Genomic DNA, 26802 nt, shown 5'->3' on the forward strand with positions numbered 1-26802 from the left:
CAGAACTCGATCACCATCATCCGCCGACTCCCTGCCGCAGCGCTCGCCCGCAGCTTGCTCTGATATCCTGGCTGCGCACAACTCAACCGAGATCCGCGCAGCCGTTTGTGACGCAGTAAGAAAACGGTTGTACGGAAAGGGCTCCGGCAGCAGCAGGGCCAATGATTTGGCCGCGCTATTGTAAAGCCTAACCGTTCGTTCCCACAGTTTGATGGGCGATCCATTCTTTGGGATGTAAGAATGCCTTATGGGACGAGTTCGTCACGAAGGCGCCACGACTGCGCGCACCATCTGAGCAGCAATACAGCGATCAGAAGCTTCGACCACCGCGATGAACCGCAGTATTAATCCAAAGGTCGTGGGGAAATGGCGGAAATCTCACACGGTCGAGAACATGAAGACTGGGCCGAAAAACCTTGTTCGACGACTCCGAGCGAGGAGGAGGCAGAGGTCCCGGTGTCACAGGACGACTGTCTTTATGTCCTGCAGTCGATCTCTTCTGCATTTGACACGCTCCGGTCCTGCACCGCTGCATTCAACGTCACAGGGATACCTCAACCGGTCAGAGAAGGACCAAGCCCGAAATGGGCTTGGTCTGAACACGGACAATCCGGGGAGCGGGTCAGTCTGAACCTCAGAGCCAGGACTCTTCACCTGAACCCGATCCACCAGATGCCGGGTGAGCAACGACCACCTTACTTCAGCAGGCGCGCCAGGTAGTTGCCGTAATCGTTCTTGGCGAATTTGCGTGCCTGCTCGCGCAGTTGGTCAGCGCCAATCCAGCCCTGGCCATAGGCAATCTCTTCCGGGCAGCCAGTCTGCAAGCTTTGACGCTGTTCCAATGTGCGCACAAAGTTGCCGGCATCGAGCAGGCTGGCGTGAGTGCCGGTGTCGAGCCAGGCGAAACCCCGGCCCATCTTCTCGACCGTCAGCTGACCCTCATGCAAATAAGTCTCGAGCAGCGTAGTGATTTCAAGCTCACCACGAGCCGATGGCTTTACTTCGCGCGCGCGCGCAGGCGCTGTACCGTCAAGGAAATAAAGCCCCGTCACCGCATAATCCGAAGGCGGGACAGGCGGTTTTTCAATAATCGCGCGGGCACGGCCGTCCTGGTCAAAATCGACCACGCCATAACGCTCGGGATCGGCGACGCGATAGCCAAAAACCGTACCACCTTCGGTCCGCTGATCCGCCGAGGCCAACAAATTTGGCAAGCCGTGGCCAAAGAAAATATTGTCGCCCAGCACCATGGCCGAGGGCGCACCGGAGAGGAAGTCTTCGGCAAGGATATAGGCCTGTGCCAACCCGTCGGGCGAGGGCTGCACCAGGTATTCGAAGCTTAGCCCCCATTGGCTGCCATCACCCAGCAGACGCTGAAATTGTGCCTGATCCTCGGGCGTGGTGATGATCGCGATCTCACGAATGCCCGTAAGCATCAGCACCGAAATCGGATAATAGATCATCGGCTTGTCATAGATCGGCAACAGCTGTTTCGACACGCCCATGGTGATCGGATACAGTCGCGTGCCCGAACCGCCGGCCAGAATAATGCCCTTGCGTCGGCTGGTTGGAGTGCCGGATTGGGTCATGGTTTCAGCTCCTGTAATACCTTGGCGAGACCGGCACGCCAATCGGGGCGGTTGATGCCGAAGTCTCGTGAAATGGCGGCACAGTTCAGGCGTGAGTTCGCCGGGCGCCGCGCAGGTGTGGGATAATCCGAGGTGGCAATTTCGGTCACGCGGCAAGACAGCCCCGCCTGCGTCATGATCTCGCGCGCAAAACCGGCCCAAGAGGCATCGGGCGCGCCCGCGAAATGATAAATGCCACCCCGAGCAGGATCGGCGCGCATGGTATCAAGCATGGCAAGACAGGCGGCAGCAATATCACCCGCAGGGGTCGGGCCGCCGTGCTGATCGGCAACCACGCGCAACTCCTCACGCTCGGCACCCAGCCGCAGCATGGTTTTGACGAAATTGGCGCCATGGGCCGAAAACACCCAAGAGGTTCGCATAACCGCCCATTGCGCGCCCGCACCGGCAACGCCCACCTCACCCGCAAGCTTGGTCGCGCCATAGACGCCTAGCGGGCCAGTCGGGTCAGTCTCGTCCCAAGACCGTTCACCCGAACCGTCAAAAACGTAATCGGTCGAGATATGCAGGAACGGCACACCCAGTTCGGCGGCGGCCCGGGCCATTGCGACCGGAGCCTCGGCATTGATGGCGCGCGCCAGATCTGGCTCGGATTCGGCGCGATCCACGGCGGTATAGGCAGCAGCGTTCAGCACCGCTGCACAGCCCGAGGTACGAATTGCCGCAGCACAAGCCTGCGGATCAGTCAGATCAGCCTGATCGCGTCCCAGAAAACGCGCCTCGGGGACCAGACGGGCCAATTCGGTTGCAACCTGTCCGGTGCGGCCAAAGACCAAAAGGCCCTTCATGCCTTGCCAAGCCTTTCGCCAACGCCCTGACGGCTCAGCAACGGGCGCCACCAGTCTTCGTTGTTCAGGTACCATTCGACAGTACGCCTGAGCCCCTCTTCGACCGTGACCGAGGGGCGCCAACCCAGTTCGGTACGGATGCGGGTCGGGTCGATCGCATAGCGGCGGTCGTGACCTGGCCGGTCGGCAACAAAGGTGATCAGCCGGTCATGCGGCGCGGATTCTGGGCGCAGATGGTCCATATGGGCGCAAATGGTCCGCACCAGATCTATATTACGCGCCTCATTCTCGCCACCGATGTTATAGCTGCGGCCCAGGCTGCCCTTTTCCAAGGCAAGCAGCAACGCGTCGGCGTGATCCTCGACATAAAGCCAGTCGCGCACGTTGCCTCCATCACCATAGACTGGGATCGGTCGGCCATGCAGAGCGTTCAGGATCACCACTGGCACCAGCTTTTCCGGAAAATGGAAAGGCCCGTAATTGTTTGAACAATTGGTCAGCACCACCGGCAGGCCATAGGTCTCGTGCCAGGCGCGGACCAGATGATCGGATGCGGCTTTCGAGGCCGAATAGGGGCTGCGCGGGTCATAGGGCGTAGTCTCGGTGAACTGGCCAGTCTCGCCCAAAGAGCCAAAGACCTCATCGGTCGAGATATGGTGGAAACGGAACCCCTCGGGCCGGCCCTGCGTGGTCCAGTAGGCACGCGCCGCCTCAAGCAGGTTATAGGTTCCGGTCACGTTCGTTTCGATGAATGCGCCCGGCCCGTCGATCGAGCGATCCACATGGCTTTCAGCAGCCAGGTGCATGATCGCATCGGGCTTATGGGTCGAGAGGATGCGATCAAGCGCCGCCCGGTCGCGAATATCGGCCTGTTCGAAACGATAAAGCGGGCTGTCCGCGACCGAGGCCACATTCGCCAGATTAGCCGCATAGGTCAGCGCATCTAGGTTCACTACCTCATGCCCGCGCGCCACCGCCAGCCGCACCACTGCCGAACCGATGAACCCCGCGCCACCGGTCACCAGAATCTTCATAGCCTCGCCTCGTAATCAAAGGGCCCTTGATAGGTGAAAGGGCTGTCGAACTCGTTCAATGCCGGGGCCCTGGCGTCCTTGGCCGACAGAATCGGTGGATCTGTCAGGCCCCAGTCGATGCCGATACTGTCCCAGGCTACCGCCCCGTCGCAATCGGGCGCGTAATGGTCTGTACATTTGTAGAGGATTTCCGTGTCCGGCTCGCGCGTCACAAAGCCGTGCAGAAAGCCCGCCGGTACCCACAGCTGGCATCCATTCTCAAAAGACAGCTCACAGCCAGTCCATTTTCCATAAGTCGGACTGCCTTTACGGATATCGACCGCGACGTCGAAAAGCCGCCCGCGCCCACAGCGCACCAGCTTGCCTTGCGCATGCGGCGGCGACTGGAAATGCAATCCACGCAGCGTTCCGACAGCGGAGGAAAGAGAGTGATTGTCCTGAACGAACTCTGGCAGGTCGAGCCCCGCCTCGTGCAATGTCCTGCGGCTCCAGCTTTCGCTGAAAAACCCGCGTTCGTCACCGAAACGGGACGGAACAATGATCAGCACGCCCGGCAACGAGGTCTTTTGAATCTGCATCGGTCTTTAACCAGTCTACTTGTCGCATCAGCGGTATGGAGGAACTCGGAACCACGCACAAGCCATGCATGTAACGCGCAGACTAAGCGTGAGACCATTAAAATGCACGGGGAATAATGGGTGACTTATCCGGCGGGGTTAGCACTTTGTTAGGGCGGCGGGATGACCCCGCGATGAACTACCACAAGCGATCCTGCCATGCGTTACCGTCACGTTGCCACCTATACCGGCCCAGCGACAAGTTTCGTGACCAATATCACGGACCTGCAAACCCATGCCGGAACCGATGGATACACGCTTTACAGCGTTACCCATGTCGGTGGAGGCATGGCCGCCTATCGCATCACCTCGGCCGACCAGCCGATCGAGATGATCGACCGCCATGCCTATCCGCAATCGTTCCAATATGCCGGCACGCCGGGGGCCAGCATCATCACCCTCAACAGCGGACCGGTTCTGTTTGGCACCGGCATGCGCGAAACGCTCGGCTCGGGGTTCCTGCTGGATGATGACGGCAGCTTTGCAGAGAGCATCCGGCTGCTGAAGGGCAAACAATCCGGCGATATCGTCCAGCTGGGCGAGTTCGAGACGACCGAGGGCCGGTTTTTCTATTTCGCGCGCGACGGGCAGACCGGGTTCGAGATCTGGAAGTTCGGCGACAAGGGCAAGATCAGCCACCTCACCGATGTCGCGCTGCCGACCGGCCCGGGCGTTCAGGGGGCCGAAATAAACGACATGCTGGTGACGCAGCTGGGGGATCGCAGCTTCATCATCTCGGCCTCGGCCATGGGCAACTATGTCGCGGTGCAGATGATCCATGCCGACGGCTCGGTAGGGACTGCGCAGATGCTATGGGCGGACCGCGGCCTCGGCATGAACCAGCCGACACATCTGGGCACGGTGACGGTTGGAGCCGTAACCTATCTGGTGGTCGCCTCGGCGCAAAGCTCGTCGCTGACCACGATGCGGCTGACCTATGACGGCGCGCTTGAGCCGGTGGATCACATCATTGACGAGCGCACGACCCGATTTGCCGGGGCCACCGCACTGGAAACCGTGATGATGGACGGCCGCGCCTTCATCTTTGTCGGCGGCGGCGATGACGGGCTCAGCGTCTTTACCATGTTGCCCGATGGACGGCTGATGCATCTGGAAACACTGGTCGACACAGACAAACTGACCCTCGCCGATGTCTCAGCCCTGTCGGCCATGGTGATCGACGGCAAGATCGCGCTCTTTGTCTCATCCCGCACCGAAAAAGGCATCACGCAATTCGCCTTTGACCCGGGAGGCATCGGCCTGACGAAGGTGGTCGGCGCCGGCAAGCAGATCGGCACCGCTGGCAGCGACATGATGCAGGCCAGCGCCAAAACCACGCATATGGACGGCGGGGCGGGCGACGACATCCTGATCGCCGGTAGCAGCCCGGTGAGGATGACCGGTGGTAAAGGAGCGGACACATTCGTCCCGATGGAGGTCAACGGCACGATCACCATCACCGATTTCGAGCTTGGCGTCGACAAGCTGGACCTATCCTTCCTGGACATGATCCGCAGCACGGGACAGCTGGTGTTCCGGCCGCAAGCCTATGGAATAAAAATCTTTTATGGAAAAACGGTTCTTGTAATCATGACACGCGACAAGACGACGCTGCAGGCGAACTCCTTTGACGAATCCCTTTTCCCGATCGGGCATTACGCGCCACCGGACATGACCACCAAAGTGGTCGGCACGGCGCGCAACGACAAGCTGGTCGCCAGCCGCTACGGCTCGAAAGTCTATGGCCTTGCTGGCAACGACAGGCTGATAGGCAGGGACGGAAACGATACTCTCGACGGGGGGACCGGCAATGACTCGCTGTTGGGCGGCGGCGGCCACGACCGGCTTTATGGCCGCGCGGGGAATGACAGGCTTTACGGCGGCGCAGGAAACGACAGGCTATACGGCGGGCCGGGAAATGACACGCTCTATGGCGGGGCGGGAAATGACAGCCTGTATGGCGAAAGCGGCAATGACATTCTGCGCGGAGACGACGGGAACGACACCCTCCACGACACACACGGCCACAACACTCTGGTGGGCGGCGAAGGGAATGACGTGCTGATCGCAGGCGCAGGCAATGATCTGCTGGACGGCGGGCCCGGGAACGACCGGATGATCGGCGGTGCAGGAAACGACCGGATGATCGGCGGCGATGGAAACGATCGGATGGTCGGTGGCGCTGGAAACGACCGGATGATCGGCGGAAACGGCGACGACCGGATGGTCGGTGGGACCGGAAACGATTCGCTTTCCGGCGGCAACGGCAATGACTTCCTGCAAGGAGACGCAGGCGACGATGTCCTTGACGGCGGGGCTGGCAACGACAGCCTGATCGGCGGTGCGGGAAACGACCGGCTCTACGGCGGTACTGGAAACGACCGGATGGCCGGTGGAACCGGCAATGACACGCTGCTGGGGGGTAGCGGCAACGATGTACTGATGGGCGATGCCGGGGACGACCTGCTTGACGGAGGGGCAGGCAACGACAAACTCCTTGGTGGGGCGGGACTGGACGTTCTGCGCGGCGGCACCGGAAATGACACCTTGGAGGGAGGGGCAGGCCATGACACGATTTACGGCGATGACGGCGATGACCTCATCAAGGGCCAGCAGGACCACGATCGTCTATATGGCGGGGCCGGAAACGACACCATCTATGGTGGTGAAGGGCATGATCTGGTCGATGGCAGTATAGGCGATGATGTCCTTTACGGCGACAGCGGGAACGACACCCTGCGTGGCGGGGATGGCCGGGACTCGTTATCTGGCGGCACGGGCAACGACTGGCTGCAAGGCGATGCCGGAAATGACACGCTTTCTGGCGACAGCGGTAACGACACGCTGATCGGAGGCGCTGGCAACGACGCGCTATACGGCGGCACTGGAAACGATGTGCTTCGCGGTGGTGATGGCGCTGACCGGCTGGATGGTGGTACCGGTCATGACGATCTGGACGGCGGTACTGGCGATGATGTGCTGTTTGGCGGCGACGGTCATGACCTGCTCAAAGGCAATGACGGAAATGACCGACTACAGGGTGGCCGGGGTCATGATACGCTGATCGGCGGAGCCGGAGCTGACATTTTTGTCTTCAACTCACCAGAGGACCTGGACGGCAGTACCGATACCATCCTGGATTTCCAGCCGGACCTCGACAGGATCGACCTTTCGGGTCTCAACCTGACCTTTATCGGCTGCCAGGAGTTCTCGGGCGCAGGCCAGATTCGTCTGGAACAGCTATCCCCCGAACTGCAGCGCCTGCTGATCGACATGGACGGGGACGGTCGCGCCGATCTGACGATCGAGGTAGCAGGGCCGGTAACCCTGACCGAATCGTCTTTCCTTCTTTAGCGTTCGAGTAATTTTTTGTGTTTTTTTTCGAGCAGTGCGAGCCCTGCGACGATGAGTGTTATAGCGACGGTCAGGACATATGTTCTGCTGACATATGCGGCCTCATATGTGGGGTAGAAGCCTCGTCTCATCAGTCCGATGCAATGGATAAGGGGGTTGTACCACAAGAGCGCCTGGGCCTTTGCGGGCATGAGGTCGTAGAGAAAGAAGATGCCCGAGACGAGAAAGAGGGGGCGTGTGATGATGCTCCAGATCCGCTCCCAGATCGGAAAGCTGGTGATCAGAAAACAGTTCAGCGTGCCGACGCCCATGCCCAGCAGGGCAAGCAGCAGCAGTGCCTCGAGCACGGGGGCAAGGTCCACCGGACCGGGCAGCTGAAAGGCGACATAGATGCCGGAGATGACGATGGCGATGACCGTGGCATGGGTCAGCACGTTCAGCACCACCCGTGCGATCAGCGCATCGATGAAGGTCACGCTGGGATAGGCAAGAAACGGCCTGGAAAAGCGGATTGCCGCCGCGGTTTTACTGGACAGGTCGTGAAACATCGCAAAGGGCAGGAAGCCCGTGGCGTAAAACAGCGGAAAGTTCGACCCGAGCCCCGGGCTGCGCAGCGCAAGGCTGAAGAGCACGCTAAGCAGCGCCACCCCCAGGACCGGTTCGAGAATCGCCCAGATATAGCCGCCGACCGAGCGGCCATAGGTTGTGGCGATTTCTCGCAGCATCAGGGCGGTCACGGTGCGGACCATGCGGAAACGCGGCCCATGCCGGCCGGGCCGCTGGGGACGGCGGTCCGGGGATGCTGGAACGGGGCGTGCCGGAACGGGGGCGATATCGGACATGTGAACGCAAACGCTGGTCTGTACGGGCGGCAATATGTAACAACTGCAGTCGAAAGGTAAACCAGCGAAGGCCCCCGCCCGTGACCACCTCTTCTCCTCCGGCCGGTGACAAGACCGGCCAGCCGGCCGCCCGGCAGCAAGCCAGCGCAAGCCCCGCCCCCGAGGCGGCTGCGCCCGCTGCGCCGCAAACGGCCGCGCCGGCCGTCGCGCAACGTCCCTTTCAGCAGCAGCAGGGCCTGGGGGCCAAGGCTCAGCCGGCCCAGCCCGCCGGGCCTGCGGATGCGGGTCAGGCGGATGCGTCACGCGCCCAGCCGCAGGTGGCCCAGCCGCAGGTGGCCCAGCCGCAGGTGGCCGGGCCGCAGGTGACCGGACCGCAGGTGACCGGGCCGCAGCCTGCGGCGGGCAAGACCAATCCTCCGGCGCTGCGCCCGCAGGAGCAGGAGGCCAGGCCGATTCCGGTCCGTCCCATGCAGGAGCCTGCACCCGCTGCCGCGGCCAAACCTGCGGCTGCCGCGGCCAAACCCGCGGCACAGCCTCCGGCCAAGGCGGTGGCCAGGCCCGTCGCCAAGCCTGCAGCAAAGCCGGTTGCCAAACCGGTGGCGCCGACCCCGGCCCGGGCTGTGGCCACGACCCCGGCCAGGGCGGTGCCCGCCCAGCCGGTGCGGCCGCCGGTCGGCATCGCCCAGCCGCGGCGGCGGCATTGGCTGATGCTTGGCTCATTCCTTGCGCTGGTGGTGCTGCCGACGCTGATCTGGGCTGCCTATCTGTGGCTGCGGGCCAGCGATCAATATGTCTCGACCGTCGGCTTTACGGTGCGCAACGAACAGGCCGCCCCCTCGATCGAGCTTTTGGGCGGGCTGTCGCCACTGGCCGGTGGCGGCGGGGCGGCCGATACCGATGTGCTTTACGAATATATCCGCAGCCAGGACATGGTCGAGCGGATCGACGCCGAGCTTGACCTGCACGCCCGTTTCTCGCGCGCCTGGCCGCATGATTTTGTCTTTGCCTTCAATCCCGAAAACCACATTGAGGATCTGACCGATTACTGGCAGCGCCAGGTCAAGGTGCTTTACGACAGCAGCACCCAGCTTATCACGCTGAAGGTCAGCGCCTTTACCCCCGAGGATGCGCAGGCGATCGCGGCGGCGGTGTTCCAGGCCAGTTCGGACAAGATCAACGAGATCTCGACCGTCGCCCGCAACGACGCGACGCGCCTTGCCCGGGCCGAGCTTGACAAGGCCCGCGCCGAGCTGACCGAGACGCGCCAGGCGATGACCGCCTTTCGCATGCGCTCGCAGATCGTCGACCCCGAGGCCGATCTGGCCGGCCAGATGGGGGTGCTGAGCGGGTTGCAGGCGCAGCTGGCCGAGGCGCTGGTTGCCCATGACCTGCTGCTGGACAATGCCCAGCCGACCGATCACCGGGTGGTTCAGGCCCAGCAAAAGATCGAGGCCCTGCGCCGGCTGATCGAGGCCGAGCGCAGCAAGTTCGGCGCCGAGGGCCAGGGCCCTGCGGGCGAGAGCTATGCCCAGCTGATGGCGGAATATGAAAAGCTGGCCGTGGACCGTGAATTTGCCGAGGGTGCCTATCGTTCGGCGCGGATCGCCTATGAGACGGCCCTGGCCGAGACGCAGCGCCAGGCACGCTATCTTGCCGCCCATATCGAGCCCAAGGTGGCGCAGAGCGCGACCGAGCCGAACCGTCCCTGGCTGCTGGCCATGGTGGCGGGGCTGCTGCTGGCCGGCTGGTCGATCCTTGTGCTGATCTATTACAGTGTCCGGGACCGCCGCTAAGCGATGATCTGGCTGGAGAACCTGACCAAGATCTATCGTCTCAAGGGGCGCGAGACGCAGGTTGCGGACAATATCAACGCGGTGTTTCCGACCGGTGCTTCGGTTGCGCTTCTTGGGCGCAACGGGGCGGGCAAATCGACGCTTTTGCGGATGATTGCCGGGACGGTGGCGCCGACCTCGGGGCGGGTGCTGTCGGATGGCACCATCTCATGGCCGGTGGGTTTTGCCGGCAGTTTCCATGGCGAGCTGACCGGGGCGCAGAACGTGCGCTTTGTGGCGCGGATTTACGGCGTCGATACCGATGAGCTGGTCGATTACGTCGAGGATTTTGCCGAGCTTGGCGCCCATTACCACCAGCCATTCGCAAGTTACTCCTCGGGGATGCGGTCGCGTCTGGCGATGGGGACCTCGATGGGGATCCATTTTGACACCTATCTGGTCGATGAGGTGACCAGCGTGGGCGACGCCAATTTCCGCGCCAAGTCGCAGCGCGTCTTTGCCGACCGTATGGCGAGTTCTTCGGCGATCGTGGTCAGCCATTCGATGCCGATGATCCGCAAGATGTGCAACATGGGCGCCGTACTCGACCGGGGAAAACTCACCGTCTTTGACGACCTCGAAAAGGCAATCGCAAAACACGAAGAAATCATGAAAATACCTCCAAAAAAATGAAAATAAAAAACGGCAGGAATACGTCAGAACCGGTGCATTATCGCGCCTCCGCCTAAGGGTGGAGGTGACGCAGCCCCCGCCTCGCGCTAGAGGGATCGAAACAAGGAGGTTCCGATGGACAGCAAGGCCCTGATCACCGCCTATTACGCCGCATTCAACGCCGGTCGCACCGACGAGATGCTGAGCTATCTGCATGACGATGTCGAACATCACGTCAATGAAGGCGGCATCCGGCGCGGCAAAGAAAAATTCGCGGAATTCAACGCCCATATGACCCGTTGCTACAGGGAAGTGCTGACGGATATCGTCATCTTTGCCAATGAGGCCGGGGATCGTGCCGCGGCCGAATTCGTCGTCAACGGCACCTATCTGGCCACCGATGAGGGCCTGCCGGAGGCCAGGGGCCAGAAATATGTTCTGCCCGCCGGAACTTTTTTCACCATCCGTAACGGCAAGATCGCCCGGGTGACGACCTATTACAACCTGACCGACTGGACGCGACAGGTCTCGGCGTGATCCGCACCGAAACCCTGACCGGAGCAGCCGTGACCGCCGTGCTGGATGATCTGGCACGGCTGCGCATCTCGGTGTTTCGCGACTGGCCCTATCTCTATGACGGCGATCTGGAATATGAGCGCAATTACCTGCGCGCCTATGAATCGCCCGGCGCGGTCGTCGTCGCCGCCTGGGACGGCGGGCGTATGATCGGTGCCGCCACCGGTGCGCCGATGGAGGATCACGCCGATGACTTCGCAGCCGCCTTTGCAGGGCGACCCGAACCTTTGGACCAGATCTTTTACTGCGCCGAGTCGGTCCTGCTGCCCGAATACCGCGGCCGCGGGCTGGGCCATGTCTTCTTTGACGGGCGCGAGGCGCAGGGCCGGGCACTTGGCCGCCGCTTCAGCGCATTTTGCAGCGTGATCCGCCCCGCAGACCATCCGGCACGGCCTGCGGATTACCTGCCCCTCGACGGGTTCTGGCGCAAGCGCGGCTATGCCCCCCTGCCCGGGGTCGTAGCCGAATTCGAATGGCGCGATATCGGCGAGTCCACCCAAAGCCGCAAACCCCTGCAATTCTGGATGAAAGAGCTGTGACCCGCATCATCAAGATCGCCGCCGCCGCCTATCCCTTTGACTGGCTTGGGGATTTCAACGCCTATCGCGCCAAGATCTCGGCCTGGGTCAAGGATGCGGCTGACTGCGATCTGCTGGTGTTTCCCGAATATAGCGCGATGGAACTCGCCTCGCTGGGAGGACGCGAAGTCGCGTGCGATCTTGAGGCTTCGCTGCACGAGGTGGCCCGCCATGAGACAGCGCGCGATGCGCTGCATACCGAGCTGGCGGCACAGCACGGGGTGCATATCCTTGCCGCTTCGGGTCCCTGTTTCGAGGGGCCGCGCCCGGTCAACCGCGCGGTGCTGTTCGGCCCCCAAGGACGGATCGGCCATCAGGACAAACAGGTCATGACCCGGTTCGAACGCGAGGATTGGGATGTTGTCGGCGCGCCAGGGCTGCGCGTCTTTGACACCCCGGTCGGGCGGCTGGGTGTGCTGATCTGTTATGATAGCGAATTCCCCCTGCTGGGCCGCGTGCTGGCCGAGGCGGGGGTCGAGATCATCCTGACCCCCTCTTGCACTGATACGATTGCCGGGTTCAACCGGGTCCGCATCGGCGCGATGGCCCGGGCGCTGGAAAACCAATGCATCGTGGTACATGCCCCGACAGTCGGAGAGGTGGACTGGAATCCGGCCATTGACGAAAACCGTGGTGCGGCGGCGATCTATGCACCCCCCGACGGGCTTTGGCCGGAAAACGGCATTCTGGCCGAGGGGCCGCTGGATCAGCCCGGCTGGGTCAAGGCCGAGGTTGATCTGGACCGCGTGGCTGAAAGCCGCCGCAACGGGCGCGTGCTGCCCTTTGCGCATTGGCCCGAAAGCGCTCAGGCACGGCTGATAGATTAAGCCCGTCCTTTATTCGCCGACCGCAGGCTCGGCGGGCACTACGCCTTCAGGGGTGCCCGCCCCTTCGGGCTCTGCGCCCTCGGTCGGCACGGCCAGACGGTTGTCGTCCCATTCCCCTGCGGCGACCTCTCCGGTCGCATAGCGCATCACACCCGCGCCCTGCCGTTTGCCCATCACGAAATGGCCGGTGTAGATGTCACCATTGGCATAGGTGGCGACGCCTTCGCCGTCGATCTCACCCTCTTTCCAGCTGCCTTCATAGCGGAAACCGTCCGGAGCGATCAGCCGCCCTTTGCCATGGCGCAAACCGTTGACGAAAGATCCGTCATAGGTCGTGCCGTCGGCATAGGTTGCCTGCCCCTGCCCGTGGCGCTGCCCATCGCGCCACGCGCCGTTATAGACATAGCCGTCAGGATAGGTCATGCGGCCCTGCCCCTCGTTGCGGCCGCGTTTGAAACCGCCCTCATAGATCAGACCGTTGGCGTATTTGGCCACGCCCTGCCCCTCGATCATGCCTGCGACCCAATCACCGTCATAGCTTGCACCATCGGGATAGGTGATAAGGCCGCGCCCGTCCGGCAGATCGTTCTTTAACGCACCTTCATAGACCGAGCCATCGGGATAGGTGATGCGGCCAAGACCCTCCATACGGCCTTCGACCCAATCCCCGGTATAGACATAACCGTCGGTGCCGGTGAACGTGCCGACGCCCCAGCGCTTGTCTGCGCGGAAATCGCCTTCGTAACGATCGCCGTTGGCATATAGCGCAACGCCCTTACCCTCACGTTTGCCGTTGGCAAAGCGGCCCTCGTAGCTGTCGCCAGACGGCTGGGTCAGTTTGCCCTGACCTGACATCTGACCGGCCAGCCAGCCGCCGTCATATGTCAAGCCGTCGGGCATCGTCAGCTTACCCTGACCCGAGCGCTGATTGGCCTTCATCTCGCCTTCATAGGTGGCACCGTCAGGGTAGGTGATCTTGCCCAGACCGTCCTTGATGCCCTGTTTCCAGTCACCTTCATAGCGATAGCCGTTCGGCTGGGTCAGGACGCCCTTGCCGTGGTGCAGGGCGTTCTGAAACGCGCCCTCATAGACCGAGCCATTGGCATAGCGCGCGATCCCCCGCCCGGTGATCTGGCCGTCCTGCCAGTCGCCTTCGTAGCTGCCGCCATCGGCGTAGGTGATCTTGCCCTTGCCGTTCGGCTTGCCCTTGGCAAAGGTGCCCTCGTAGACCGAGCCATTGGGGAACTTGGCGATACCCTGCCCCAGAATCTCACCCTCAACCCAGTCGCCGGTATATTCATAGCCCGAGGGCAGCCTGTAGGTCCCCCGCCCATGCTGCTTGCCATTGCGGAAGGTGCCCTCATAGACGCCGCCGTCATCATATTGTTTGGTGATGACCGACTGCGCGCCGGCCATACCTGCGCCAGCCAGAATCATCGCGCAGGCGACAAGGGCTGCCTTCATGGATCCTGCACTCCGCCTCGTTGCTGCTTTTGCCATCGGTTTATCGCAAGGTGCGCACAGGCGCAAAGCCCGACTTTTCCTTTGCCGCTCCCTCGCCTATCACAGATAGCGAAATCCGTTAAGGAAGTGCCATGACCGACAGGTTCCGTATCACCCTTGGGCAGCTTAACCCCACCGTGGGCGATTTGCCCGGCAATGCCGAAAAGGCCCGCCAGGCATGGGAACAGGCGCGCGCGGCTGGCGCGAACCTGCTTGCCCTGCCCGAAATGTTCGTCACCGGCTACCAGACCCAGGACCTGGTGCTGAAACCGGGCTTCACCCGCGAAGCGATGTCGCGGATCGAAACCCTTGCGCAGGACTGCGCCGAAGGCCCCGCCATCGGCATCGGCGGCCCCTATGCCGAGGGGGACCGGCTTTATAACGCCTACTGGATCCTTAAAGGTGGTAAGGTGGCTGCGCGGGTGCTTAAGCACGAGCTGCCCCACAAACAGCTTTTCGACGAGATGCGGCTTTTCGATGTCGGGCCGATCTCGGGACCCTACAGCCTTGATGGTCTGCGCATCGGCAGCCCGATCTGCGAAGACGCCTGGTGGCCTGCGGTCAGTGAGACGCTGGCCGAGACCGGGGCCGAGCTGCTTCTGGTCCCGAATGGCAGCCCCTATCACCGCAACAAACTGGACCTGCGCATGGGCCACATGGTCGCCCGTGTCGTCGAAACCGGCCTGCCGCTGATCTATCTGAACTCGGTCGGTGGACAGGACGATCAGATCTATGACGGTGCCAGCTTTGTCCTGAACCCCGGCGAGAACGGCGGCGTCGTCAAGGTCATGCAGCTTGCCCCCTTTGACGAAATCCTGACCCATGTCGATCTTGAGCGCACGCCCCAGGGCTGGCGCGCGGTGTCGGGCCAGATGGACCCCCAGCCCGACGAATGGGAACAGGACTATCACGCCATGATGCTGGGCCTGCGCGATTACATGCGCAAATCGGGCTTTCGCAAGGTGGTTCTGGGCTTGTCAGGCGGTATCGACTCGGCGCTGGTTGCCACCATCGCCTGCGATGCCATCGGCCCCGAGAATGTCCGCTGTGTCATGCTGCCCAGCGAATACACCTCGCAGGCCAGCCTGGATGATGCCAAAGATTGCGCGGACCGGCTGGGGGTGCGTCTCGACACTGTCCATATCGAGGGCGCACGCGACGCTGTCTCGGATGCGCTGGCCCATCTGATGGAGGGGACCAGGCCCGACACGACCGAGGAAAACATCCAGTCCCGCCTGCGCGGCGTCATGCTGATGGCGCTGTCGAACAAGTTCGGCGAGTTGCTTTTGACCACCGGCAACAAATCCGAGGTCGCGGTCGGCTATGCGACGATCTATGGCGACATGGCGGGCGGCTATAACCCGATCAAGGACCTGTACAAGACCCGGGTGTTCGAAACCTGCCGCTGGCGCAACCGCAACCACCGTGACTGGATGCTGGGGCGCACGGGCGAGGTCGTCCCGCCCCAGATCATCACCAAGCCCCCCTCGGCCGAGTTGCGCCCGAACCAAAAGGATCAGGACAGCCTGCCCCCTTATGAGGTGCTGGATGCAATCCTTGAAGGGCTGGTCGAAAAAGATCTGGCGCTAAGCGATCTGGTCGCGCAGGGCTTTGACCCCGATACGGTCAGAAAGGTCGAGGCGCTGCTTTATGGCAGCGAATGGAAACGCTATCAGGCCGCGCCCGGGCCGCGTATCTCGACCAAGGCATTCTGGCTTGACCGGCGCTATCCGCTGGTCAACCGCTGGCGCGACAGCCTTTGAGCATAGAAACAGCCCGCCGTGCCGGAAAGCCTTCTGGCGCGGCGGGTTCGGTTCAGACGATGACCTGCATCGCCTTTTGCTGGCCGACGTCAAAGATGCGCTTGTAACGCTCGATCTCATTCTCGGGACCGGTGGCCTTTCCGGGATTGTCCGACAGTTTGACAGTCGGCCTGCCCTCGGCTGCCACAGCCTTGCAGACCAGAGAGAAGGGCGCGAGCCCATCCCCCGGCACCAGCCCGCGAAAGTCGTTGGTCAGCAGCGTGCCCCAACCAAAGCTGATCTTGGCGCGACCGTGGAACTGGTGGAACAGGTCCCTGATCTTGTCCACGTCCAGCCCGTCCGAAAAAATGATCAGCTTTTCGCGCGGGTCCTCGCCGCGGCTTTGCCACCACCGGATCGCGGTCTCAGCCCCCTCAGCGGGGTCGCCGCTATCGACACGGATGCCGGTCCAGCCCGCCAGCCAATCCGGCGCATGTTCAAGGAAACCCTTGGTACCATAGGTGTCGGGCAGGATGATGCGCAACATGCCGTCATGCTCTTCGTGCCAGTCGGCAAGGACACGATAGGGCGCCTGACGCAGCTGATCATCCGTTTCGGCAAGCGCAGCATAGACCATAGGCAGTTCATGGGCGTTGGTGCCGATGGCCTCGATGTCGCGGCGCATGGCAATCAGACAGTTCGAGGTGCCGATGAAACGCTCATCCCCCAGCCCCTCGACCATGGCCTGCACGCACCAGTCCTGCCAAAGAAAGCTGTGCCGCCGCCGGGTGCCGAAATCGGCGATGCGCAGATCGGGACCCAGCTTGCGCAACTCTTCGATCTTTTCCCACAGCCGGGTCATCGCACGGGCATAAAGCACCTGCAATTCGAACCGGCCCATATCCCTTAGCACCGCGCGCGAGCGCAGTTCCATGATGATGGCAAGCGCGGGGATTTCCCACAGCATGACCTCGGGCCAGCTGCCCTCAAAGATCAGCTCGTACTGACCGTCGCGCTTTTCCAGATGATAGGCGGGCAAGCGCAGGTTTTCGAGGAACTCCATAAAGTCCGGCCGGAACATCTGGCGCTTGCCATAGAAGGTATTGCCCCGCAGCCAGGTGCTTTCGCCACGCGTCAGCGACAGACCGCGCACATGGTCCAGCTGCTCGCGCAGTTCGCCTTCGTCGATCAGCTCGGCCAGACGGATCGAGCTGGTGCGGTTGATCAGGCTAAAGGTGACATGCGTATTCGGCCGGTTGCGAAAAACCGACTGGCACATCAAGAGCTTGTAGAAATCATCGTCAATCAGTGAACGGACGATCGGGTCGATCTTCCATTTATGGTTATAGACCCGGGTAGCAATATCGACAGTCGGGGTCATCATGCCAGCGTCACCCCCGCTTTGTGCATGTCCTCACGCGCGGCCTCGCGCGAACCGTTCAGGTCGATGGCGCGGGTTGCGTCCTCGACCACCGTAGCGCGGAAACCCAGTCTGACCGCATCAATGGCCGACCAGGCGACACAAAAATCATGCGCCAGCCCGACAAAGGTCAGATCCCCGATCGACCGGTCCCGCAGATAACCCGCCAGCCCGGTCGCAGTCTGGTGGTCATTTTCGTAAAATGCCGAATAGCTGTCGATCTGCGCCCGGAACCCTTTGCGGATCACCAGATCAGCGTGCGTCGCGTCAAGGCCCGGATGAAAACCCGCCCCCTCGCTGCCGATCACGCAATGCGCCGGCCACAGCACCTGCGGGCCGTAGGGCATCTCGATCTGAGAAAAAGGGGCGGCTCCGGGATGGTTGTCGGCAAAGCTTGCGTGATCACGGGGATGCCAGTCCTGCGTCAGCACCACGGCGTCAAACCCCGCCATCAGCGCATTGATCGCCGGCACGATCTCATCCCCGCCGGCGACGGCAAGCCGCCCGCCCGGACAGAAGTCCAGTTGCATGTCGATGACAATCAGGGCCTTTGCCATGGTGCCTCTCTGGTTTGTTCCGAAAATTGGTAGGCTCCGGCGGCAGGGGCGTCAATGCGGCAACTTGAATGCCTGCGGGCGGGACGCTAAGCCGATGCCATGCTGACAGTCGCTGCGCTTTACCATTTCACCCGCTTTCCCGACCCCGAGGCGCTAAGGGCGCCCTTGGCCAGATGCGCCTGCACCAACGGCGTCAAAGGCACGCTGCTGCTGGCGCGCGAGGGGATCAATGGCACTATTGCCGGCACGCGCGAAGGGATCGACGCGGTCCTTGCCCATATCCGCGCCCTGCCCGGCTGCGAGACGCTTGAGTGGAAGGAAAGCTCGGCCGGGACCATGCCCTTTGGCCGCATGAAAGTGCGCATCAAGCGCGAAATCGTCACCATGGGCCAGCCCGACGTGGATCCCTCTGCCGCGGTCGGCAACTATGTCAATCCACAGGACTGGAACGCCCTGATCGCTGCGCCCGATGTGGCAGTGATCGACACCCGTAACGATTACGAGGTCGAAATCGGCACTTTCGCGGGCGCGATCAACCCCGGCACCAAAAGCTTTCGCGAATTCCCGGACTGGTGGCGCGAGAATGCTCACCGCTTTGCCGGCAAGCGCATCGCCATGTTCTGCACCGGCGGCATCCGCTGCGAGAAATCCACCAATTTCCTGCTGGGCGAAGGGCTGCCCGAGGTCTTTCACCTCAAAGGCGGCATCCTGAAGTATCTTGAGGAAGTGCCCGAACAAGACAGCCTGTGGCGCGGTGAGTGCTTTGTCTTTGACAAGCGTGTCAGCCTTGGCCACGGGCTGCGTCAGGGCCAGCATGAGCTGTGCCACGCCTGTCGCCGCCCCCTTGCGCCCGAGGACCGCAACCGCCCGGAGTATGAGCTGGGCGTTTGCTGCCACCGCTGCGTGGACGAATATACCGAGGCTGACCGCGCCCGTTTCCGCGAAAGACAGCGTCAGGTCGAACGCGGCGAATGTTTTGGCGCGGCCGGGGGCTGACAGCCCGGGACCACCCGGACAACCGCCCTGCCCGACTGAACAGGCGCCCCTGTGCCGGGGCGCCTTATCATTTTACCGGACCTGACCCAGCCGGCCTGCCGCGATGGCGGCCATGTTCAGGATGTCGTTCACTGTCGAACCGGTCGAGCAGATCTGGATCGGGTGCGGCACCCCGGTCAGGATCGGGCCGATCACCGTCGCCCCCGCCATCTCTTGCAGCAGCTTGACCGAGATCGAGGCTGAATGCCGCGCCGGCACCACCAGCACGTTCGCAGGCCCCTTGAGCCGCGAGAACGGGTATTTCGCCGCCTGCGTCGGATTCAGCGCCACATCAACGGTCATCTCGCCCTCATATTCGAAATCAACGCGCCGGGCGTCCAGCACCTCGGTCGCATGGGCCATCTTTACCGCGCGCTCGCTGATCGGATAGCCAAAGTTCGAAAAGGACAGAAAGGCCACCCTGGGCTCAATCCCAAGGTCGCGCGCCACTTGTGCGCCGCGAATGGCGATATCGGCCAGATCCTCGGCCTCGGGCCATTCGTGAACCAGCGTATCACCCATCAGGATGACACGGCCATTGTGCAGAACGGCGGTGATGCCAACCGCGCCATCAGCGGGCGTGACGTCGAAAACCTTGCCGATCTGAGCCAGAACATGGGCGTTCTTGCGCGTGGCCCCGGTCACCAGCCCGTCGCCATGGCCATGCGCCAGCATCAGCGCGGCAAAGACATGACGGTCGCGGTTGGCAAGCTTGTTGGTGTCCTCGCGGTCAAAACCCTTGCGCTGCAAGCGGGTGTAAAGCGTCTCGTGATATTGATCGAGATGGCGCGAATTGCCCGCGTTCACCACGGTCAGTTCACGGGCAGCATCGCCCATGCCCACGGCCTCGAGCTTTTCCCTGACGTCGCTTTCGCGGCCAACGACCAGCGCCTGCCCCATGCCGCCGCGCTGCCACGCCACGGCAGCCCGCAGCACCCGCAGATCATCGCCTTCGGCAAAGATCATCCGGGCCTGGGCCTGACGCGCCCGGGCATGGATGCCCTGCAGAATGGCCGCTGTCGGGTCCATGCGGGCTTTCAGCGACTGGACATAGCCGTCCATGTCGATGATCGGGCGGCGGGCGACGCCGGTATCCATACCCGCCTGCGCCACAGCTGGCGGCACGACATGGATCAGTCGCGGATCAAAAGGGGTCGGGATGATATAATCGCGGCCGAATTGCAGTTTGCGCCCATAGGCAACCGCAACCTCATCCGGCACATCCTCGCGCGCAAGCTCGGCAAGCGCGCGGGCGCAGGCGATCTTCATCTCGTCATTGATGGCGCGGGCGTGGATATCAAGCGCGCCGCGGAACAGATAGGGAAAGCCCAGAACGTTGTTCACCTGGTTGGGATAGTCCGAGCGGCCGGTCGCGACGATGGCGTCGGGACGAACCGCATGAGCCTCTTCCGGGGTGATTTCCGGATCGGGGTTCGCCATGGCAAAGATGACCGGATTGTCGGCCATCGAGGCGACCATATCCTGCGTCACCGCCCCCTTGGCCGAAACGCCCAGGAAAACATCCGCACCCTTGAGCGCATCTTCCAGCGTGCGGGCCTCGGTCACCACGGCATGGGCCGATTTCCACTGGTTCATGCCCTCGGTGCGGCCCTGATAGATCACGCCCTTGGTGTCGCACATGATGCAGTTTTCATGCCGCGCGCCCATGGATTTCAACAGTTCCAGACAGGCGATTCCCGCCGCGCCCGCGCCGTTCAGGACAATCCTCACGTCCTCGATCTTTTTACCCGACAGCTCAAGCGCGTTGATAAGCCCCGCCGCGCAGATCACCGCCGTGCCGTGCTGGTCGTCATGAAAGACCGGGATATCCATCAGTTCTTTGAGGCGCTGCTCAATGATGAAACATTCCGGAGCCTTGATATCCTCAAGGTTGATACCGCCAAAGGTCGGCCCCATCAGGCGCACGGCGTTGATGATTTCGTCAGGGTCCTCGGTATCCAGTTCGATGTCGATGGCGTTCACATCGGCAAAGCGCTTGAACAGTACCGCCTTACCCTCCATCACCGGCTTCGAGGCCAGCGCCCCAAGGTTGCCCAGCCCAAGGATCGCCGTGCCGTTTGAAATAACAGCAACCATATTGCCCTTGACGGTATAGTCATAGGCGGTCTCAGGCCGCTCGGCGATCGCCTCGACCGGGACGGCAACGCCGGGGGAATAGGCCAGCGACAGATCGCGCTGGGTCGCCATGGGGGTCGAGGCGACGATGTCGAATTTGCCCGGACGGGGCTCCAGGTGATAGGCCAGAGCCTCTTCCCGCGTGATGCGGGATTTGCGCGGGGTGTTGTCGTCGCTCATCCGGGTCCTCCTCATGACGTGGCCTTATGCAATAGACCCGGGGCCCGAGGAACCGGAAGGGGTAAAATGCTTGAAACTGATCTTAGGAAAACAGCGCCCCGACGATTGCCTCCCGGTGTCCGGCCAGAGCCGTAACCGCGGCCGCCAGCGCCACCAGCGTGGCAATCAGGTCATGGCGCGGGTCCCAGCAACCGTGCCGCCGCGCCAGCCACACCGTCACCGGATAGCAAAAGACCTGCGACAGCGCCTGCCCGATCAAAAGCCCCGGCAGGCCATAAAGGAACGCCCCCGCCGCGACCAGCGTGAAATAGATCACCGCGCGCGACGATTGCATGATGAAAAAGCCACGCGAATCCCCTGCCGCCAGCGCTGAGTATTCATAGCTGATCGGGATGACCTGCAGCATCTGAATACAGACGATGGCGACCAGCACACCCCCGGCAGAGACATAGCGCGCGTCATAAAGCAGATCGACAAGCGGCGGCCCTACCCAGGCCAGCACGACGGCGACAGAAAGCAACAGTGCTGTCAGCCCTGCGCGGGTACGCGCAAGCGCTCGGCGATGATCCTCGCCCGCCGTCGGCGGATGCTCGCGATACATGGGGATGAACAGCCGCCCGCCAATGGATGAGCCCAGCATCGCCGGCACCGTCGCCAGAAACAGCCCGATGTTATAGATCCCCAGCTGATGCAGGGTCAGAACCCGGCCAAGAATGATGCGGTCGCCCTGAAACAGCAAAAATCCGCAGATGGTACTGAAAAAGATCCATTTGCCGAATTTCATCACTTCGGCGCGGGCCTCGGGCTCCATCCGAAAGCGGTTGCGGTGGCCGGGCAGAAACAGCCGGAACATCAACAGTTGGGCAAAGGCCCCAAGGACATTGCCCCAGACCAGCGCCCAGACCGATTTCAGGATCAGCGCGGCGGCAATGGTGATCAGGATGCCGATCAGCTGGTTGGCCAGCTCGATCACCGTCAGCCGCCCGATTTGCAGATGCCGCGCGGCGGTGTCGATACGGGTGGGCAGAAAGCCCCCGACAATCATCGAGGTCGCCGCCACCGGGAACACCCAGCCAAACAGCGGCGCGTCATAAAATACCGCCAGTGGCCATGCCATCACCATCGCGGCAAGACAGATCAGAAAACCGCGGATGATCTTGAGCGTCCAGATCGTATCAAGAAAATCCGGCTCATCCCCGCGTTTGCTCTGCATGATCGAGGGGCCAAAGCCCATGTCGCTGAACATGCTGAGCCCGATCAGGAAACTGGTCACCAGCGCCATCAGGCCGAAATCATCCGGGCTAAGAATGCGGGTCAGGATCAGGTTCGACCCCAGCCGCATGATCTGGCCCAGGCCGAAATTCGCCATCGACCACATGCCGCTGCCCAGCGCGCGCGAAGCGAGGCCCTTTCTGCGCGGTGCCTCGGAGACATGCGCGTCAGAGGTTACCTCCTGCTGAGTCATCAGCCCATTCCGTCGGTCGGCATGCTGACGACGCCGGGGGACGGCAGGCCGGGGACCTTGCCGATCAGCCACAGGGCGACAAAGACGCCCACCACCAGCAGCACGATCATATAGATATTGCGCAGACGGCGCGCGCGCAGGTCAGCCCTGGACAGGCGATAAGGCAATGAGATGACCGGGCGGGTGCCGGTCACGCGTGCAAACTGGTCGCCGCGGCGCAGGACCGGATTCAGCAACTCAAGCACAAAGGCCACGGCAAGCGCCAGCGCGATGCTGCCCCCCACCCCCATCACCGCGCTTTTCTTGCGGTTCGACAGGGCGGGATATTCTGGCGGCAGGGCGCGTTCCAACAGGACAAACCGCTCGGTCTGGTCGTTTTCCATCAGCATCTGCTGCGTCTCGACCTGAGCCAGCTGGCGCGAGATCTCATTATAGCGATCCTGCAGGCGGCGCTGTTCGCGGTTCATCGCCTCAAGCTCACGCGTGACCTGGGCCGAACGGGCGCGCGCCTGATCAATTTCGGCCCGGCGCAGGGCGATGCCGGCCTTTTGCTCGTTCAGCTGGGCCAACTGGGCGTCGATCAGTTCGGCCTGACGGCGCACCACATCCGAGCCGCCGCTGCCGCCCCCGCTGTTCAGCCGCTCAAGGTTTTCCTCAAGGCGCTTGATCTCGGGGTGCTCGGGCGAAAGGGTGCGGCGGGCTTGCGCCAGTTCGATTTCTGCCGCGCGGATCTGCTGAACCAGCGAGGCCGAGGGGCGGGCATCCGCCGCCGTACCGCCCGCCTCAAGCGACAGCCGCTCGCGCTGCAGGGTCATGATGTCACGGTCCAGCGCCGTTTCCATCTCGGTCAGCTGGGCCAGCTCGGTCTGCAAAAATTCCTGGGATGAAGGCAGCGAATCCTCATTACGGCTGCTGAATTCGATCACCTTGCGTTCCTGAACCGAAAGGGCCTCGTTCAGGCGGCGCTCTTCCGAGCGCAGATATTCCTGCGATTCAAGGATGCGGGCATTGCGGTTCTCGCGGTCGCGGTTGACGACGCTGTCGGCAAAGTCGTTGGCAATCGCCGCCGCCGTCACCGGGGTTTCGGCCTGCGCAGTGATGACGATAGCGGCCAGAGACATCCGCGAATCGACCGAAACGCCAGGTGCGGTGATGCTTTCGATCTTGGTCGAGTTGCGCAACGCCCCCAGCTTTTCGCTTTCGCTCAGGGGGGAGTCAGCGAAAAGACCCAGCCGCTCGGTCACGTCGCGCAGGTTGGCACGCGCCATCAGACGCTGTTCGATCAGCTGCACCCGGCGCGAGGCCGGAAGCGAGCTGTCACTGCCCTGCTCGATGGCGGCAGGCATGTCGATCTGGATCACCGCCGAGGCCTGATAAATGCGCGGCGAAGAAACGATAAGATAGAAAGAAACCAGTACGCCCAGAACCACGATCGTCAGGACCAGCGGCAAGCGCCGCCAGACCATCGAAATCAGATCCTGCAAGGATTGAATCGGTCCCAAATCCTGAGCCCTGTCTTGATCAAATAATGAACATTAATCTTCCGATTTATTCAGGACCACGCCCATAACAGGCGGCATGCCTGCTAGCAGCCGCTCGCATTCCTCCATGTCGGCGGCGGTGCCGCGCCGCCCGTCCGCGACAAGCAGCAGCGCATCGGTCAAAGGCAGGGCAGCAAGCGCCGCGTCTTGATCCAAAAGCGCCGCCGTGTCGATGATCGAAATTTCGACCGGGCGATTGTCGTGCAGGCGGGTCATGGCCTGTGCCAGCGCCTCGTCCTGCAAAAGCTCGGCCGCGTTCGGCTCAGCCCTTTCGGGGGCCAGCACCGAAAGGTTCGGCGCCTCGTTTACACGCGAAACCAACCCGCCCAGATCGCCCCCCTCACGCAGCGCGGCAGAAACGGCGGTACAGCCAGGAATGCCCAACTGGCCCGCAACGCCGGGCCGGCCAAGGTCAAAGTCGATCAGCGCGACCCGCGTATGGGGCTGACGCGCCAGAGCCAGTGCCAGATTGACCGCGACGAAGGTACCGCCCGCCCCCGGCGTCACCGGCACCACCGCCAGCTTGCGCCAGCCGCGGCTGCGCATCTCGCGCAGGATGCGGGTGCGCAACAGCGCAAACCGTTGCGCAATGATCCTGGCGTGTTTCGCATCCGATGCGGCCAGCGCCGCCTCACGGCGGATGAACTTGCTGGAGACCTGACCCCACGCCGCATTGGGTGCAGTTTGTCCAGCCGGCATCTTGTCCGGTTGATTCCCTGTCGCAGGCGTCAAACCTGTGGCCCCTTTGCCTCTGATGAAACAGTGCCGTCCTGGGCGACGGCGGCCTGCCGATGACTCGTCCGGCACCGGCATGGTAACGTCCAGGTCATTAACGCGACAACTGAAAACATGCCGGAGCACGATGATACGCGGTATTTCCCGCCCCTTTCTGGTGCACTGCCCCGTTGCGCAACGCCACCCCAGGCAGAATGGTGCGCCCGTTCGGCCCACCCCCTGCACCCCAGGCGATTCGGCCCAGAACCTGGCAGCCCCTGAATGACGCCCTGCACCATCATCCTGCCCGCCCATGACGAGGCGGATTACATAGGCGCCTGCCTCGGCCATGTGCTGGCTCAGGACCATCAGGGGCCGGTCGAGCTGATCGTGATCGCTAACGGCTGCCATGACGATACTGCCGGCCGCGCACGCGCCTGCGCCCCCGTCTTTGCAGAGCGCGGCTGGCGGCTGCGTGTCGAGGAACTGGCCGAGGGCGGCAAGATCGGTGCCCTGAATCATGGCGACGCCTGCGCCGGGCCGGGGATCCGGCTGTATCTGGACGCCGATATCCGCATGGGGCCAAGGCTGCTTTCGGGTATTGTCCGCATTCTGGACGTGGCAGAGCCGCGCTATGCGGGCGGGCGGCTGGTCGTCGCACCGGCGCATAGCTGGGTCTCTCGTGCCTATGCGCGGTTCTGGCAAAAGCTGCCCTTTGTCGCGCAGGGCGTTACCGGAGCAGGGCTGTTTGCGGTCAATCAGGCGGGGCGCGCGCGCTGGGGTGCGTTTCCGCGCATCATCTCGGACGACACGTTCGCGCGGCTGCAATTCGAAGAAACCGAGCGGTTTCTTGTCGATGAGCCCTATGAATGGCCGCTGGTCGAGGGGTTTTCGCGGCTGGTACGCGTACGCCGCCGGCAGGATCAGGGCGTGGCCGAGATCGCGCGCCTGTTCCCCGAACTGCCGCCCCGGCAGGGCCATGTTCGCCCCAGCAAGGCCCAGCTGGTCGGTCTTGCGTCCCGCGATCCGCTGGGCTTTGCTGCCTATTCCACGGTGGCCCTGGCCGTCCGGCTGGGCCGCAACAGCCAGGAATGGGCGCGGGGACGTTAGTGCCCCGCGAATTCCTGTACCGTCTGCCATGCCAGCTGTTGCAGAACCTCGGCCTGTTCTTTGGGAACACGGGGATAGGGACCCCCGCCCCCGGGGATCTGGTTCGTAAGGCCAACCGGGCTTTTGCCGGTCAGGGCCGCGTAATGTATCATCGCGATATAGTAAAAGCCCCCCGCCTCGGTCGGGTGGATGTCGTCGCGGAAAAAGTCGCGGATCGAAGTCGCGCCCGGGACCTCGCCCGCACTGGCCGCGTCATGCAGACGCACCATGCCCAGACCAACCGGGATCAGGCGCATCGGTTCAGCCCCTTGTGGCAGGTCCATGTTCACGTGATCAACAATAGCCAGCCACTTGGGCAGATCCGCAAGGATACGATCGCGCCAGGGTCCGGTCGGCCCCGCCTCGATATAGTCCCAGGTCTGGTAAAGATAGGGTCGCACCGCCGGGTTCGACTGACGGGCCAAAGCAACCCAACGCGCCGCATAGCCCAGCGTGTCATGATATTCCATCGCCGGATCCAAAGGCACACGCTCGGTCAGGACCAGCGCATCGACGGGATGTTCCGGTAGCCACTCACGCCCGTTCACCCCTTGGGCATGATGCGCATCATTCCACTGCACCTCTAGTGGGGCGCCGTTGATGATCTGCATTTCGACCGGCTCTTGCAGCAAACTCTGCATCATGCCGGGA

22 protein-coding genes are annotated in these 26802 nt (G+C 62.6%); 9 read left to right on the forward strand and 13 right to left on the reverse strand.

Going from position 1 to position 26802, the window contains the following annotated elements; genetic code table 11:
* Positions 1-695: 695 nt before the first annotated feature.
* Genes rfbA through rfbC form a run of 4 tightly spaced genes read right to left on the reverse strand, consistent with a single transcriptional unit; the run spans position 696 to position 4049 of the window.
* The gene (gene rfbA, locus F8A10_RS08530) at positions 696-1589 is read right to left on the reverse strand and encodes a glucose-1-phosphate thymidylyltransferase RfbA (RefSeq protein WP_152367129.1); all 894 of its coding nucleotides are present in this window, start codon (positions 1587-1589) and stop codon (positions 696-698) included.
* Positions 1586-2437 carry a dTDP-4-dehydrorhamnose reductase gene (rfbD, locus tag F8A10_RS08535; protein ID WP_152367130.1) on the reverse strand — a complete coding sequence of 284 codons (852 nt, stop codon included), beginning with the start codon at positions 2435-2437 and terminating at the stop codon, positions 1586-1588. The genes rfbA and rfbD overlap by 4 nt, the downstream gene beginning before the upstream one ends.
* Positions 2434-3471 (reverse strand): dTDP-glucose 4,6-dehydratase, encoded by a 1038-nt coding sequence (gene rfbB, locus F8A10_RS08540; protein ID WP_010400421.1) that lies wholly within the window; start codon positions 3469-3471, stop codon positions 2434-2436. Before rfbB ends, rfbD begins: the two co-directional genes overlap by 4 nt.
* On the reverse strand, positions 3468-4049 hold the full coding sequence (gene rfbC, locus F8A10_RS08545) for a dTDP-4-dehydrorhamnose 3,5-epimerase (protein ID WP_010400422.1): 582 nt from the start codon (positions 4047-4049) through the stop codon (positions 3468-3470). Before rfbC ends, rfbB begins: the two co-directional genes overlap by 4 nt.
* 198 nt (positions 4050-4247) lie before the next feature.
* On the opposite strand from rfbC, the gene F8A10_RS08550 reads away from it, so the two are divergent.
* Positions 4248-7442: a calcium-binding protein gene (locus F8A10_RS08550; protein WP_152367131.1), complete on the forward strand. Its 3195-nt coding sequence runs from the start codon at positions 4248-4250 to the stop codon at positions 7440-7442.
* Here F8A10_RS08550 and F8A10_RS08555 read toward each other — a convergent pair.
* Entirely contained in the window at positions 7439-8191 is a 753-nt protein-coding gene (locus tag F8A10_RS08555; protein ID WP_010400760.1) for an ABC transporter permease, read from the reverse strand. The genes F8A10_RS08550 and F8A10_RS08555 overlap by 4 nt on opposite strands.
* A 173-nt stretch (positions 8192-8364) precedes the next feature.
* Here F8A10_RS08555 and F8A10_RS21825 point away from each other — a divergent pair, with 173 nt between their 5' ends.
* The 5 genes from F8A10_RS21825 (at position 8365) to F8A10_RS08580 (ending at position 12709) form a co-directional block, all read left to right on the forward strand.
* On the forward strand, positions 8365-10077 hold the full coding sequence (locus tag F8A10_RS21825; protein WP_152366934.1) for a capsule biosynthesis protein: 1713 nt from the start codon (positions 8365-8367) through the stop codon (positions 10075-10077).
* Between the two features lie 3 nt (positions 10078-10080).
* Positions 10081-10749 carry an ABC transporter ATP-binding protein gene (locus F8A10_RS08565; RefSeq protein ID WP_010400754.1) on the forward strand — a complete coding sequence of 223 codons (669 nt, stop codon included), beginning with the start codon at positions 10081-10083 and terminating at the stop codon, positions 10747-10749.
* Between the two features lie 114 nt (positions 10750-10863).
* Positions 10864-11265: a ketosteroid isomerase-related protein gene (locus F8A10_RS08570; protein WP_010395534.1), complete on the forward strand. Its 402-nt coding sequence runs from the start codon at positions 10864-10866 to the stop codon at positions 11263-11265.
* Positions 11262-11843, forward strand: coding sequence for a GNAT family N-acetyltransferase (locus F8A10_RS08575; RefSeq protein WP_152367132.1), 582 nt, complete (start codon positions 11262-11264; stop codon positions 11841-11843). Before F8A10_RS08570 ends, F8A10_RS08575 begins: the two co-directional genes overlap by 4 nt.
* A gap of 8 nt (positions 11844-11851) precedes the next feature.
* Positions 11852-12709: a carbon-nitrogen hydrolase family protein gene (locus F8A10_RS08580; RefSeq protein ID WP_193668201.1), complete on the forward strand. Its 858-nt coding sequence runs from the start codon at positions 11852-11854 to the stop codon at positions 12707-12709.
* A gap of 9 nt (positions 12710-12718) precedes the next feature.
* On the opposite strand, the gene F8A10_RS08585 is transcribed toward F8A10_RS08580, so the two are convergent.
* Entirely contained in the window at positions 12719-14173 is a 1455-nt protein-coding gene (locus tag F8A10_RS08585) for an MORN repeat-containing protein (protein ID WP_152367134.1), read from the reverse strand.
* Positions 14174-14304: 131 nt separating this feature from the next.
* Here F8A10_RS08585 and F8A10_RS08590 point away from each other — a divergent pair, with 131 nt between their 5' ends.
* Complete coding sequence (locus F8A10_RS08590; protein WP_010395541.1) at positions 14305-15975, forward strand: NAD+ synthase; 1671 nt, start codon at positions 14305-14307, stop codon at positions 15973-15975.
* A gap of 52 nt (positions 15976-16027) precedes the next feature.
* On the opposite strand, the gene pncB is transcribed toward F8A10_RS08590, so the two are convergent.
* Both pncB and pncA read right to left on the reverse strand, forming a co-directional pair.
* Positions 16028-17338 (reverse strand): nicotinate phosphoribosyltransferase, encoded by a 1311-nt coding sequence (gene pncB, locus F8A10_RS08595; protein WP_193668109.1) that lies wholly within the window; start codon positions 17336-17338, stop codon positions 16028-16030.
* On the reverse strand, positions 17335-17931 hold the full coding sequence (gene pncA, locus F8A10_RS08600) for a bifunctional nicotinamidase/pyrazinamidase (RefSeq protein WP_010395545.1): 597 nt from the start codon (positions 17929-17931) through the stop codon (positions 17335-17337). Before pncA ends, pncB begins: the two co-directional genes overlap by 4 nt.
* A 99-nt stretch (positions 17932-18030) precedes the next feature.
* Between pncA and trhO the strand changes: the two genes are divergently transcribed.
* Entirely contained in the window at positions 18031-18927 is an 897-nt protein-coding gene (gene trhO, locus F8A10_RS08605; RefSeq protein WP_085502269.1) for an oxygen-dependent tRNA uridine(34) hydroxylase TrhO, read from the forward strand.
* Positions 18928-18999: 72 nt separating this feature from the next.
* Here the strand turns inward: trhO and F8A10_RS08610 are convergent, their stop codons facing one another.
* The 4 genes from F8A10_RS08610 to F8A10_RS08625 all read right to left on the reverse strand — a co-directional run bounded on the left by F8A10_RS08610 (position 19000) and on the right by F8A10_RS08625 (position 24987).
* Positions 19000-21282: an NADP-dependent malic enzyme gene (locus F8A10_RS08610; RefSeq protein ID WP_010395549.1), complete on the reverse strand. Its 2283-nt coding sequence runs from the start codon at positions 21280-21282 to the stop codon at positions 19000-19002.
* Positions 21283-21364: 82 nt separating this feature from the next.
* Complete coding sequence (locus F8A10_RS08615; protein ID WP_152367135.1) at positions 21365-22747, reverse strand: oligosaccharide flippase family protein; 1383 nt, start codon at positions 22745-22747, stop codon at positions 21365-21367.
* The gene (locus tag F8A10_RS08620) at positions 22747-24213 is read right to left on the reverse strand and encodes a GumC family protein (protein ID WP_237701504.1); all 1467 of its coding nucleotides are present in this window, start codon (positions 24211-24213) and stop codon (positions 22747-22749) included. The genes F8A10_RS08615 and F8A10_RS08620 overlap by 1 nt, the downstream gene beginning before the upstream one ends.
* A 69-nt stretch (positions 24214-24282) precedes the next feature.
* Positions 24283-24987, reverse strand: coding sequence for a CpsD/CapB family tyrosine-protein kinase (locus F8A10_RS08625; RefSeq protein ID WP_010395555.1), 705 nt, complete (start codon positions 24985-24987; stop codon positions 24283-24285).
* A 297-nt stretch (positions 24988-25284) separates the two neighbouring features.
* Between F8A10_RS08625 and F8A10_RS08630 the strand changes: the two genes are divergently transcribed.
* Positions 25285-26112 carry a glycosyltransferase gene (locus tag F8A10_RS08630; protein ID WP_152367136.1) on the forward strand — a complete coding sequence of 276 codons (828 nt, stop codon included), beginning with the start codon at positions 25285-25287 and terminating at the stop codon, positions 26110-26112.
* Here F8A10_RS08630 and F8A10_RS08635 read toward each other — a convergent pair.
* Positions 26109-26795: a hypothetical protein gene (locus F8A10_RS08635; protein ID WP_227493372.1), complete on the reverse strand. Its 687-nt coding sequence runs from the start codon at positions 26793-26795 to the stop codon at positions 26109-26111. The genes F8A10_RS08630 and F8A10_RS08635 overlap by 4 nt on opposite strands.
* Positions 26796-26802: the final 7 nt, after the last annotated feature.

Origin of the sequence: Paracoccus kondratievae (assembly GCF_009301415.1) — a bacterium.
Taxonomy (GTDB): domain Bacteria; phylum Pseudomonadota; class Alphaproteobacteria; order Rhodobacterales; family Rhodobacteraceae; genus Paracoccus; species Paracoccus kondratievae.

Excerpts from the sequence above, each read along its gene's own strand:
- rfbA (WP_152367129.1), bottom strand. The coding sequence starts at position 1,589 with ATGACCCAATCCGGCACTCCAACCAGCCGACGCAAGGGCATTATTCTG.
- rfbD (WP_152367130.1), bottom strand. The coding sequence starts at position 2,437 with ATGAAGGGCCTTTTGGTCTTTGGCCGCACCGGACAGGTTGCAACCGAA.
- rfbB (WP_010400421.1), bottom strand. The coding sequence starts at position 3,471 with ATGAAGATTCTGGTGACCGGTGGCGCGGGGTTCATCGGTTCGGCAGTG.
- rfbC (WP_010400422.1), bottom strand. The coding sequence starts at position 4,049 with ATGCAGATTCAAAAGACCTCGTTGCCGGGCGTGCTGATCATTGTTCCG.
- F8A10_RS08550 (WP_152367131.1), top strand. The coding sequence starts at position 4,248 with ATGCGTTACCGTCACGTTGCCACCTATACCGGCCCAGCGACAAGTTTC.
- F8A10_RS08555 (WP_010400760.1), bottom strand. The coding sequence starts at position 8,191 with ATGGTCCGCACCGTGACCGCCCTGATGCTGCGAGAAATCGCCACAACC.
- F8A10_RS08565 (WP_010400754.1), top strand. The coding sequence starts at position 10,081 with ATGATCTGGCTGGAGAACCTGACCAAGATCTATCGTCTCAAGGGGCGC.
- F8A10_RS08570 (WP_010395534.1), top strand. The coding sequence starts at position 10,864 with ATGGACAGCAAGGCCCTGATCACCGCCTATTACGCCGCATTCAACGCC.
- F8A10_RS08585 (WP_152367134.1), bottom strand. The coding sequence starts at position 14,173 with ATGAAGGCAGCCCTTGTCGCCTGCGCGATGATTCTGGCTGGCGCAGGT.
- F8A10_RS08590 (WP_010395541.1), top strand. The coding sequence starts at position 14,305 with ATGACCGACAGGTTCCGTATCACCCTTGGGCAGCTTAACCCCACCGTG.
- pncB (WP_193668109.1), bottom strand. The coding sequence starts at position 17,338 with ATGATGACCCCGACTGTCGATATTGCTACCCGGGTCTATAACCATAAA.
- pncA (WP_010395545.1), bottom strand. The coding sequence starts at position 17,931 with ATGGCAAAGGCCCTGATTGTCATCGACATGCAACTGGACTTCTGTCCG.
- trhO (WP_085502269.1), top strand. The coding sequence starts at position 18,031 with ATGCTGACAGTCGCTGCGCTTTACCATTTCACCCGCTTTCCCGACCCC.
- F8A10_RS08610 (WP_010395549.1), bottom strand. The coding sequence starts at position 21,282 with ATGAGCGACGACAACACCCCGCGCAAATCCCGCATCACGCGGGAAGAG.
- F8A10_RS08615 (WP_152367135.1), bottom strand. The coding sequence starts at position 22,747 with ATGACTCAGCAGGAGGTAACCTCTGACGCGCATGTCTCCGAGGCACCG.
- F8A10_RS08620 (WP_237701504.1), bottom strand. The coding sequence starts at position 24,213 with ATGGTCTGGCGGCGCTTGCCGCTGGTCCTGACGATCGTGGTTCTGGGC.
- F8A10_RS08625 (WP_010395555.1), bottom strand. The coding sequence starts at position 24,987 with ATGCCGGCTGGACAAACTGCACCCAATGCGGCGTGGGGTCAGGTCTCC.
- F8A10_RS08630 (WP_152367136.1), top strand. The coding sequence starts at position 25,285 with ATGACGCCCTGCACCATCATCCTGCCCGCCCATGACGAGGCGGATTAC.
- F8A10_RS08635 (WP_227493372.1), bottom strand. The coding sequence starts at position 26,795 with ATGATGCAGAGTTTGCTGCAAGAGCCGGTCGAAATGCAGATCATCAAC.